Source organism: Saprospiraceae bacterium, assembly GCA_016714025.1.
Classification (GTDB): Bacteria; Bacteroidota; Bacteroidia; order Chitinophagales; family Saprospiraceae; genus Vicinibacter.
Genome location: JADJOB010000002.1, coordinates 2,075,835 through 2,087,230, shown reverse-complemented (window position 1 = coordinate 2,087,230; position 11,396 = coordinate 2,075,835). Strand labels below are relative to the sequence as shown.

The 11,396-nt window shown below is 36.9% G+C and carries 10 protein-coding genes; all 10 read left to right on the top strand.

Annotation, left to right across the window (positions count from 1 at the left end; translation table 11 throughout):
- Positions 1–14: 14 nt before the first annotated feature.
- The 10 genes from IPJ80_11425 to IPJ80_11380 all read left to right on the top strand — a co-directional run bounded on the left by IPJ80_11425 (position 15) and on the right by IPJ80_11380 (position 10,709).
- On the top strand, positions 15–656 hold the full coding sequence (locus tag IPJ80_11425) for a response regulator transcription factor (GenBank protein MBK7914096.1): 642 nt from the start codon (positions 15–17) through the stop codon (positions 654–656).
- 114 nt (positions 657–770) lie between these two features.
- A complete protein-coding gene (locus IPJ80_11420; GenBank protein ID MBK7914095.1) occupies positions 771–1,262 on the top strand; it encodes a hypothetical protein in 492 nt (163 codons plus the stop codon).
- Positions 1,263–1,266: 4 nt separating this feature from the next.
- Positions 1,267–1,911, top strand: coding sequence for a hypothetical protein (locus tag IPJ80_11415; protein ID MBK7914094.1), 645 nt, complete (start codon positions 1,267–1,269; stop codon positions 1,909–1,911).
- Between the two features lie 19 nt (positions 1,912–1,930).
- Entirely contained in the window at positions 1,931–2,587 is a 657-nt protein-coding gene (locus IPJ80_11410; GenBank protein ID MBK7914093.1) for a hypothetical protein, read from the top strand.
- Positions 2,588–2,591: 4 nt separating this feature from the next.
- Entirely contained in the window at positions 2,592–3,230 is a 639-nt protein-coding gene (locus tag IPJ80_11405; protein ID MBK7914092.1) for a hypothetical protein, read from the top strand.
- 22 nt (positions 3,231–3,252) lie between these two features.
- A complete protein-coding gene (locus IPJ80_11400; protein ID MBK7914091.1) occupies positions 3,253–3,534 on the top strand; it encodes a hypothetical protein in 282 nt (93 codons plus the stop codon).
- Positions 3,535–3,611: 77 nt separating this feature from the next.
- Complete coding sequence (locus tag IPJ80_11395) at positions 3,612–4,811, top strand: hypothetical protein (GenBank protein ID MBK7914090.1); 1,200 nt, start codon at positions 3,612–3,614, stop codon at positions 4,809–4,811.
- A 169-nt stretch (positions 4,812–4,980) separates the two neighbouring features.
- Positions 4,981–5,544 (top strand): DUF4082 domain-containing protein, encoded by a 564-nt coding sequence (locus IPJ80_11390; protein MBK7914089.1) that lies wholly within the window; start codon positions 4,981–4,983, stop codon positions 5,542–5,544.
- Between the two features lie 87 nt (positions 5,545–5,631).
- The gene (locus IPJ80_11385; GenBank protein MBK7914088.1) at positions 5,632–9,972 is read left to right on the top strand and encodes a gliding motility-associated C-terminal domain-containing protein; all 4,341 of its coding nucleotides are present in this window, start codon (positions 5,632–5,634) and stop codon (positions 9,970–9,972) included.
- Positions 9,969–10,709, top strand: a complete 741-nt coding sequence (locus IPJ80_11380; GenBank protein ID MBK7914087.1) for an RNA pseudouridine synthase — start codon at positions 9,969–9,971, stop codon at positions 10,707–10,709. The genes IPJ80_11385 and IPJ80_11380 overlap by 4 nt, the downstream gene beginning before the upstream one ends.
- The last annotated feature ends 687 nt before the right edge of the window (positions 10,710–11,396 follow it).

Sequence of the window (11,396 nt, the reverse complement as noted above, 5' to 3'; positions counted from 1 at the left end):
TTGAATCTTGCAGCTTGAAACAATTTAAGGATATTATAAAAGTAGCACTAGTCGAGGACGATGCTGACATCCGTAAATTGACAGCTAGTCTGATCAACATTTATCCTGATTTGGAGTGCATTGGTTCGTTTAGCTCTGCAGAAGAATTTGAAAACAATCTTCATACAGTCAATCCGGACATTGTATTAATGGATATTGGTTTACCCGGTAAATCAGGGATTGAATGCATACGCGATTGCAGCTCTATGAAAGAAACCATTCAATATTTGGTTTATTCCGACCACCAGGATTCCAGGGAAGTGTATGATGCATTAGCAGCAGGTGCCAATGGCTATGTATTAAAAGGAACCACGCCAGAAAAATTAGCAGAAGCAATACGGGACATGTACCAGGGTGGCTCCCCTATGTCCCGGCAAATCTCCCGCATGGTTGCCAGTTCGTTTAAAACCAACGAAAAGAAACATCCGGATTTTGAAAAACTTACACCCCAGGAATGGGAAGTCTTAATGCGTCTTGAACGCGGATTAGCTTATAAAGAAATCGCTGCCGAGCGATTCGTTTCAGAACACACTGTTCGATCCCAGGTACGCAGTATTTATGAAAAACTGCATGTACATACCCGGACAGAGGCTTTGAATAAATTTCATAATAGGTAGGAACTATTCAGGATCCTTTCAAAGAATATATCTCTCTTAATTCTATTGATTTCATACTAACATGCGATTGCTTAGGCTTGAAAGCCATAGGATCTTTGCAATAAAATAATTAATATGAAAAAAATAAAATTATGCTTATTCCTTCTTGCAATATCATTGCAGTTTATAAATGCTCAGCAAAAAGCTGCATCTACAAGTATTAGTGCGTCTACCAAAACAATAGGTACCAGTAAAGTAAATTACATTTCTAAAAGTAAATTAGTTGAAGGTACCAACTCAATTAAATTGGCAAGCGGAAAAATAATTTCAGTAACATTAAAATCAGGAACTATATCAAGTGCAACCATTGATGGCGTTAGTTACAAACTCAGTGGAACAACACCTGGTGCAGGATTTACATGTTCCCCACTCCAATGTGAATGTCATGGCATAGAAGATTGTAACGACATGTTTGGACCTAATGGCCTATGTAAATCTTGCCTTGAATGTGCTATTTGTGATGAAAATGATAATTGTGTTTGCATTAGAGCAACCAAAAAAGTACCTACATCGAATAAAAATAAGGGTATTAAAACAACCACTCCAAGTACAACAACTAAAAAATAAAAATATGAAATTAATTAATCTAGCACTATTCACAATTTGCTTTGTTTCTTGTGCCTTCTCACAACAAAAAACGCAAATAGCAACTGCAAAAAACGGCTTATTCATTAAATCCTGCGATCGTGTTGCCACCAATACAAATTCATGCGTCTTATGCGAAGACAAAGAATTAAAAAAGAATTGCAAAACTTACACATGTGATGATTTTGGACAATGCGCACAATTTAAAATGGGTACATTGACATTAAAATCACTGATTCAAACAGCTAAAGTTCAAAATATAAAGGGCATTCAGAAGGAGGCCACAGGTGTTGGACTTACGGACTATTACATTCAGGATGGAGATACGCGTACTTATATATCCAGAACTGAATCTACCCTAACTTTAGATTCATACACAATCCCAAAAGGCACTAAAATTGCAGCACGGCCTACACAACCATCGCCAGAAAACAAGAAATGTTTAAAAGGATGCATTGACGTTGGCGAATTATGCGACAGAAACTGCGGAAGCAATACTCTATGCTTAAACGAATGTAAAAGAAGTAGATTGGCATGTGCACGAATTTGCAACAAATTTGTTCCAAAATCAACCATAAGCATTGCTTTAAAAGGCGCAGGTGGTCTCAGCACTTTAAATGTATTTGATTAATTAAATTAATATTAAAATCATGAAATTTAAAACTTGCATGTCTATTTTAGTGCTTTTAACACTTGCCTTTGGTTGCATTGCTCAAAAAAGCATGCAAATCAATGGGTCCAAAGCTTTTACAAAAAGTAATATTAAACTCTCTGCTGATGTTGCACACATTACTACCTGTAGCGATACCAAATTAAGCAAAAATTGTAAATCCTATTTTTCTACAGGAGGCAGCGACTTTCAGGAAACAGTTCTAACCAGCACAGAAGCAAATTCTATTGCTAAATCAAAAGGCTTAACAGGTTTAAAAAATGTCAACACTGAGAAAGTCAATAACAAAGTTAGTTTATCTTTTATTGATAAAGCCAACGCAAGGGTTTACTTTATTGGCCATGGTAAAAATTTAAACATAGTTGAATTTTCAAACCCACCAAGAACTATTGCTAAAAGACCTTCTATTCCTGAAAATATTGCTTGCCGTAACGCCTGTATAGATGCAAAAGGAAAATGCTTTTACGAATGTACGGTTGGCAGTACTGGCGGCGCTACTACATCATCATATTATGATTGCCTCGATGGCTGTGCAATAAGTTTTTTAGGATGCACCGGCATCTGTGATAAGTATGTAAAAAAAATCCAAATTGTATTAAACAACATATTAGTTAAACCAATATCATTTCAAAAATAAAACCATGAAAATAATTAGAATAATTATTGGATTTTGTGCTCTTACTTTTTGTGCATATTCGCAAACAAATGTAAGTATAGATGGTAAAAAATATTATATCAAAACAACTGAAAACATTTCAAGGGATTTTAAATTATTTAGCATTTGCCAAGATCAAAAACTAAGTAAAAACTGCACAGAATATTATTCATATTTAGAAGGAAACTACAAAAAACTTCCTATTACAAAAACACAATTAACTAATACTTTGAAATCTACTAATTTTAACACAATAAAAGGAATTAAAAAATTGAGTATTGCAAATGGGACAGTGTGTTATTTTCAAAATCCAACTGGAAATACTTACATTGCAGTTGACGAAATGGACAACTTGGTTTTATACCCGGTAAGTCCTTCCAATGATGTTATTGCACTTGGGAGAAAAGCTGGGCAAAGTTCAGTATCTATAGAACAAAAATGCGAGAAAGCTTGTCCTTTAGTGTTGCCTCCAGGATGCCAACCATTTATAAACGGTAAATACACAGATTGTTTTTTAAGAAAATTTGAAGACCAAGAAAGATGCATACTCAAATGCAAAGGTAAAATCCGTATGACCAGCATCGCACCTTTTGAAGGCATTGTAATCAACACAAAAGCCAATTGATTTTAATTAAAATCAAAAGTTTATGAAATATACAATTTTCAGCGTGTTTGTTTTTATTTCTTGCGCTACAATTGGCAATAGTCAGTCAACTTTAAAAGAAAAACTCTACACCAAATCATGCGACACCTTAAACCTGGATACCATGATTTGCATCAAATGCACGAATCAACAACTTACAATTGGTTGCAAACGCTATGCATGTGATTTTAAAAACCATTGTGTACCGATGCCCGTAGCTCCGCCAAAGAATAAATCAAAGGATATTAAAACCATTTTGCCGGGTGGAACTCAAAAGAAAAGCTGATTATGTATTCGTTTACTAAATCTATAATTAGTTTATCTGTGGATGTAAGCAAAATCCCTTTCAAAAATAAGAAGCAAATGCCTGTATTACTATTACAGGCATTCGCAATCTTACTTTCAGTCAACACAGGACAATCACAGGCAGAAAATCAGATGGAAGAGCAGACAGCTAATTACATCAGTTATGCGCCTGAATTTTCCATACCGGTCTCCCCTGCTTTTGATTTGTTGGGCGTGAATCCATGCCTGGTTCCCAAGCCATCCAATTTACGCAATTTTAAAGTGGATTGGTCTTTTAAAAGCTATGGCTTGACTCCTAACCTGGCCATTCAAACACAACCCATCAATGAAATTTATTTCAATACGCCAAAGAAATTGAAAAACTACTACAAGCGATCCAATTTTTTGAAACGCATGGCAAGTTTGGATCTTTCAGCCGGGACTGTAGATGGCAATACGGAGTTAAATACAAAGAGCTTGACATTTAAGGACATAGAAGGCAATGATTCCATAGTCATAATCGAAAACAATTGGCGAATCCGCAGTTTTTCTTATGCTGCTAAGATTAATTTGTATAAAGAATATGAACCTCTGGATGACAAACACATTTTCCGAAACGTCATAAAAGAATACGACGAGAAAAAAGCAGATTTGAAGGCACAAATAGTAGCTCAGAAAAAAACCATGGCCCAAACCAGCGACATGGAAGAAAAGTACCAGATCAAAGAAACCATCAAAGCCTTTGAGATGGAATTAAATGGCTTAGATGACGCTTTTATTGAACGCATGAAAAAAATTGTGGACCTCTATAAAGCTGAAAAATGGAATGCCAGTTACATTGATTTGGCCTTTGGACAGGCTTATGATTTTGACAGTCGTGACAGCAGTTTGCTTAAGTTTAAGAATTTACGCAAAGTAAGAAACCTCTGGGGTCTTTGGATTAATGGAAGTCGTGGCTTTGGCAAAAACATATTGCTCAGCGGCATCGCACGTGTTACCGGTGATAAAAATATCCTGATCAATGAAAAATATTACCAGTTGGATTGCGGACTCAACTTCCGCTACGGAAATTACCGTTATAATTTTTTTACCGAAATCTTTAGTCCGGTAAATTTCAATCAAGATGTCTTTAAGGGCAGTAAATTTATTTCTTTCGGGGGAGATTGGCGTTTCAGCCGCAACGTCATATTAAATTATGCCATGCGTGCATCTTTTGATGATGCAGGTAAACTGGAAAATATTGTTCCGGTTGTAAGTGTATCGTGCATAATGCGATAAGAATTAAATCTTTTGTGATTAGATTAATTTCAGTCATATTAATCCACCGGAAGTCGCTGCCAAATTTTTATATAAAATGGGTCTCAATATATATCTAATAATTTATTGACTCTGTCTGATTCACAAATTGTAAATTCCAAAATTATAAACTACCATAAAAATTAATAACATGATCCGTATTGTTTGTTTCTTCATGCTATTTGGATTTCTCTTTATACAATGCAACGATGAAAATTCAAATCCATTAGAAACTCCAATTTTCAGTTTACTTGACCAAGCTGGAATTAAAATTGACACGGTTACACAAGCAGCAGCTACCTGGGAATATGGTTTTAAATTTCAATCCCTTGTAAACGGCACCCTATCTAAACTTGGAATCCTGGTTCCAGATACCGGAACTTATAAAATCAGACTTTATAATCTCAACACCAACCAACTCCTAATCGAAAAATTCATTGAATCTAAATGGAGCAGTACGGAATATTATGTAAACATTCCTCCGGTTGAAATCAAAGCAGGGATTGACTTTGGAGTGAGTTTGGTTGCAGATGTCTTTTTTAATGTGCGCAATGCAAATGGAGATGTATTCAATTTTCCTATTACTAAAGGGAACCTCAAAATTCTTTCCTTTAATGAAGAGCCTTGCGGGATCAACGGCTGTCCATCCTTTCCGACTACTTCAGTTACCAACTTAATCGCACCTTGTGTAAATATTGGATTTACAGCAGATTAATCTTGCCAATAGAGATCATCTTAGTTATTCAGTCTCATTTTCTTAAGAACCGTATCTTAGTGTTTGTATTTACAAACCACCAAGGAGATGAGCTTACGTTTGAACTATTTATATATAGCTGTTTTTTTAGTATTTAATTCAATTGCAGGATATTCCCAATGTACAGGTTTATCAGCCGATGCCGGACCCGATTTATTTACCTGCGATCCGTCGATGCCGGTTCAATTGATGGGAAGCTATTCCGGGAATCCCATGAAATATTCCTGGACACCTACGACCTACCTGAGTGATCCCAATGCAACCGATCCTATTGTAAATGCACCTCCAGGCAAGTATAAATACACCTTTACTGTTGAGCAAGTCGGGACGACCAATCTGATACGCAACGGTGATTTTGAAGCCGGCAATTCCGGTTTTACCCACGAATACAGTTATGGCAGTCCGGGTGGCACCTTTGGACCCGGATGGCTCAGTGTCGGACCCGATCCATTTCCTTACAACAGTGGATTTAGTCATTGTCCGGACCATACAACGGGTTCAGGAAATATGTTGATTGTCGATGGACATACTGCCACCAATGCCAAAGTTTGGTGCCAGAACGTAAACGTTATTAACGGCCACAGTTATTTATTTCGCCTTTATGTTACCAGTGTTTATCCGGTTTCCCCCTGTGTTTTAAACGTTCAGGCAGATGGTGTTTCAATTGGGTCGGTGACAGCAGGAGCACTTTGTGACTGGATCGAATTTGAAGCGTGCTTTCAAGCAAAATCCGGTAACGTCGAAATGTGTATCCGTGAAACAACCGGTGTCGGTTTTGGTAATGACTTCGCCATTGATGATATCGAGATGTATGAAAAATGCATGGATGACGATGAAGTCATGGTTGAAGTAGTAGATCTTAAAGCACGTATTGAAGTTCCAAAACTTCCAAAATGTGCCTCTGATATTTTTGACTTGAATGCAATTGGTTCAACTGCTGGTCCAAATATTACTTATGAATGGAGTACGGTTGGTGGTAAAATCGTTTCACAAAATGGATTAACCGCACGGGGCCAAGGAAGCGGAACCTATATCATTAAAGTTACTTATAAAAATGGCAATGTCATTTGTGAAAAAGAAGCAGAAATCGATGTAAGCGCATCTGATGATTTGGAAGGGACTTTAGAAGTTGAAGGAATTGCCAATTGCAATTCAGATACCATCATTCTAAAAGCCAATCCGCTCAATGGAAGTGGACAATTTACTTTTAATTGGATTCCTGCAAATAAGATTCACCGGGGAAGAAATGATTCCATTGCCTATGTCACAGAAGCCGGTATCTACAAAGTTGTTATCATAGATGCCAATTCCGGTTGTGAATTAGAAATACAGGATGTAGTAGTCTCAGATACCTTACATCCCAATCTCAAATTTTCCGGCGATACCTTATTGAATTGCATTCGAAACAATGCCTTGCTAACAGGAACTCCTTTTGATACTTCAAAATATACGTATGAATGGTTGTTGCCTGATAATTCCAAACTTCGCAATGAAGACAGTTTGTTTACTTCCAAGGAAGGCAACTATCAACTTCGGATTACCGATAAAACGAATAAATGTTTTACCGATAAATCCATTGCAGTAAAAAAAGACACTTTAATTCCAGATTTGGAATTAGGACCAGACTTAATTCTTGATTGCATTCAGTCAAATGTTACAATTCAAGCAAATGGAAATAATCCAAATCAGTCTATTGACTATTTTTGGAATTTGCCTTCTGGAAATTTACCAGCTGAATCCATGCTGAATTCAAAAACCGAAACCAAAGCTGGGAAAGTGGTGCTTACCGCTGTCAATAAAATTAATGGATGTACATCTACTGATAGTTTATTGATTGTTGACAGCAGAAAACTGCCCGCGGTTGCAGCAGGATCAGGAGGAACTTTAAATTGTTCAACTCTGCAATTGCAATTAAATGGTAATGGAACCAAAACAGATTCTACCAATTATTTTTGGACCACCACAAATGGAAATATTGTATCCGGAAACAATACACTAACTCCCATTGTAAATGCACCCGGATGGTATATTATACAAGTGATTGATACAAACAATCATTGCAGCAATATTGATTCTATTTTTATTGATGAGAATAAAGTGGTGCCCAATGCACAACTCGGTCCTGGTTTAAATTTTACTTGTTCTGACACATTAATTGCTATTGACGGCGGACTTTCGTCAACTGGCAATCAGCTAACTTATCAATGGTTTACATTTAATGGAACCATTGGAAGCGGACAAGGAAGCAATAAACTTTTTGTTCGTTCTGCAGGAGACTATTCACTGATTGTACGTGACACCGTCAATGGTTGTGCAGATACGGCAACCATCAATGTAAAACCTGATTTAAATGCTCCTTTTGCAAGTATCGCATTTCCTGATACGTTAAGTTGCAAGAAAAACAGTATTAATTTAGTTGGAACAGCAAACTCACCGGTAGGCAATCAAATCCAATTCAATTGGATTGCAGATCAAGGTCAACCAATTCAAAATGCAACCAGTTTAAATCCGGGCATTACACAAGCCGGTGATTACAGTTTGTCGGTAAAAGATTTGGTCAATGGTTGCAGTACCCTTGTAAAAATAACAGTACTAATAGATACCGTTCGTCCACAGGTAAATGCAGGACAAGACCTTATTTGGAATTGCAGTTCCACCCAATTTAATTTGTTGGCGAGTAGTCCTACAACCAATCATTCTTTGCAATACAACTGGTCAACATTAGATGGCATGCTCATTGGACTCGTTAACAGTGCCGGTACGGTTGCAGGAAGCCCAGGTACTTATTATGTAAGCAATACAGATCTTGTAAATGGGTGTCAGTCGGTAGATCAACTAAGTATCCTTGCAGACACTGCGAAACCCATTGCCATGATTTCAAGCCTAGATACCTTAACGTGTATTAAGCGATTGTTGAATATTAGCGGACAAGGCTCAAGTACCGGAAACCGATTCAACTATCAATGGACCCATGCCAATGGAAATATTGTTGGATCCACTAACGGACTTACCATCCAACTGGATAAAGCTGGTCTTTACATACTGCGGGTAATTGATACACTCAATCATTGCGAAGATTCAACACAGGTAACGATTTTCGAAGACATCCAAAAGCCTCTTATAGATGCCGGGGCAAATGCTCAATTGAATTGTTCTATCCTTGATTTAACACTTAATGGACAAATCGTCAATCCAAAAGGAAATGAATTGATTGTATGGAATAGTCCACAAGGAAATTTTATCAGTCCAACAAATGCTCTTCAAGTTAAAATCAACAAACCGGGTACTTACTACATACAGGTTACCAACCCAGCAAATGGTTGTGTCAATACCGATTCTTTAATTGTTAGTCAGATAAATAATTTGCATGTGCGCGCATCCGGTCAGTTTGAATTGACCTGCACAGTTAAAGATGGAATTTTAGTTGGCGCTGTACAAAATGGCAGTGGTACTGAAAATTTAAACTGGACTACCAATCAGGGAAATATAGTTGGGAGCAATACCCTACTGACTGCCAAAGTAGATCGTCCGGGTGTTTATTATTTTCGGGTACAGAATCCAGCGAATGGTTGTGCAGGTTTAGACTCCGTAGTTGTTACCGAAAACACCAATGTCCCTACTGCAATTGATTTTAATGTAGATCAACCAAAATGTCCAGGTGATGGATGGAATTTAAATCTCAATCTAATTACTGGCGGAGAAAAACCTTTGCGGTATTTTCTAGATAACCAGGAATTTTTTAACAGTCAATACAGTGGCACAGTTTCCGGAAATCATCAAATCCGCGTATTGGATAAAAATGGTTGCGAACTGCTTTCAAGCTTTAACATCATTCAACCAGCCGGATTAAATGTGCAACTGATTCCATTAGTCAAATTGCAATCCGGTGAAGATTATACCATTCAACCTACCTATTCAATTCCTAAGGATTCCATCGCAAGTTTTGATTGGAGTCCGGCGGATTATTTAAGTTGCACTAATTGTGAATCGCCTAAAGTAATTCATTTGGATAAAGAAATTGAATACATTCTTACGATTACAAATAACAATGGTTGCACTGCAACTGCCCGCATCCGATTGGAAGTTGTTAAACGGAATATTTGGTTTCCAAATGCGATCAGTCCGAATGGAGACAACATCAATGACAGCTTTTACCCGGTAGTTACAGAAGATTCTTACAATGAAATCAAATCGCTGCAAATATTTGACCGCTGGGGAAACAGATTATACGAAGCAGTTCATTTTCCACCCAATGATCCAAGTTATGGTTGGAAGGCCCGAGTGGATGGTGAAGTGGTAATTCCCGGAGTGTATGTGTATCTATTAGAATTGGAATGGAAAAATGGAGAGATCCAAAAGTTCTATGGTGATTTGAATGTAATCCGTTGATAAGTCCACCAGTCAAACTAAAACCAGAGGATCTTATTTTCTTTGAAAATGAAGATTACATCATTGCAAAAAAACCGTTTGGATTGTTGTCAGAAGAAGATCCAGCAGGTTCTGTCAATCTCAGAAAATTACTGGAAGATTATCTACATGAATGTTATCCTAAAAAGAAGCAATTAATTTGTCAACTGGCCAATCGGTTGGACAAACCAGTTGGCGGACTGCTGTTTTGTGCAAAAAAACAAAGCATACTAAAAGATCTACAGGAAAAATTTTTTAAACGCAAAATCAGTAAATACTATCTGGCCGTTGTTGAAGGAGTGCCCAAAAAACCCAAAGCATTTTTAGAAAATTATTTGGTCAAGTCTTCTTCAGAATTCCGGGCTATTGCTGCATCGCCTGACACACCCGGTGTTAAACTAGCCCGCTTACGCTATGAATTGATAAGTACGCAAGACAATTACAGCTTACTAAAAATTCAAATTTTTACCGGTAAGTTTCATCAAATTCGATTTCAACTTTCTTCATTAGGGCATCCTATTTGGAATGATGAATGGTATGGTGCAAAGCGCATGGATCCAAGGATACATATTGGCTTGTATAGTTATTTCTTAGGATTTGATGACACCAAAACCGGAATCCGAAAAGAATATCAATGTTTACCAGATCTTATAGAACCCTGGAATTTATTTCAATCAGAATGGATAGCCTTACTTGAGAAAGTCACAGAATCTAACTGAATGTGGGTACAATTCTGTAATGCTACAATTTTACAATGCTACGATGGTATAATGCTACGATACTACGATGGTATAATGCTGCAATGTCTTTCTGTTTTGTAATGCGAACAGATTATTTTATTTGAAAATCTAATCTGTAATAGGAACTATTCTATGAAGTAATATGTAAAGCCCCTTTCAAGGGGTTTGGGGTTCGAGGTGCAGTTTAATTATTTACTTTTTTTTTAAATCTAATTTGTAATCAAAATCATTCCAATAAGAAAAATGCAAAGCCCCTTTCAAGGGATTTGGGGTTCGAAGTGCAGTTTAACTATTTTTTTTTTTAAAATCACAATTGTATTTGGAATCATTTAATGAAATGTAAGTTGGAGCTGTTATCATTCTATTCAAGATACTCAGAACCCCAAACCCCTTGGAAGGGGCTTTCTGTTTTGTAATGCGAGCAGATTATTCTTTAGTTTGAAAATCTAATCTGCAATTGGAACCATTCCATGAAGAAAAATGTAAAGCCCCTTTCAAGGGGTTTGGGGTTCGGGATACAGTTTAATTATTTTTCTATTTTTTTAAATCACATTTGTATTTGGAATCATTTAATGAAATGTAAGTTGGAGCTGTTATCATTCTATTCATGATACTCAGAACCCCAAACCCCTTGGAAGGGGCTTTCTGTTTTGTAATGTGAGCAGA

Bases quoted from the DNA above. Each gene is read 5' to 3' on its own strand.
- IPJ80_11420 (MBK7914095.1), top strand. From the start codon at position 771: ATGAAAAAAATAAAATTATGCTTATTCCTTCTTGCAATATCATTGCAG.
- IPJ80_11415 (MBK7914094.1), top strand. From the start codon at position 1,267: ATGAAATTAATTAATCTAGCACTATTCACAATTTGCTTTGTTTCTTGT.
- IPJ80_11410 (MBK7914093.1), top strand. From the start codon at position 1,931: ATGAAATTTAAAACTTGCATGTCTATTTTAGTGCTTTTAACACTTGCC.
- IPJ80_11405 (MBK7914092.1), top strand. From the start codon at position 2,592: ATGAAAATAATTAGAATAATTATTGGATTTTGTGCTCTTACTTTTTGT.
- IPJ80_11400 (MBK7914091.1), top strand. From the start codon at position 3,253: ATGAAATATACAATTTTCAGCGTGTTTGTTTTTATTTCTTGCGCTACA.
- IPJ80_11395 (MBK7914090.1), top strand. From the start codon at position 3,612: ATGCCTGTATTACTATTACAGGCATTCGCAATCTTACTTTCAGTCAAC.
- IPJ80_11390 (MBK7914089.1), top strand. From the start codon at position 4,981: ATGATCCGTATTGTTTGTTTCTTCATGCTATTTGGATTTCTCTTTATA.
- IPJ80_11385 (MBK7914088.1), top strand. From the start codon at position 5,632: ATGAGCTTACGTTTGAACTATTTATATATAGCTGTTTTTTTAGTATTT.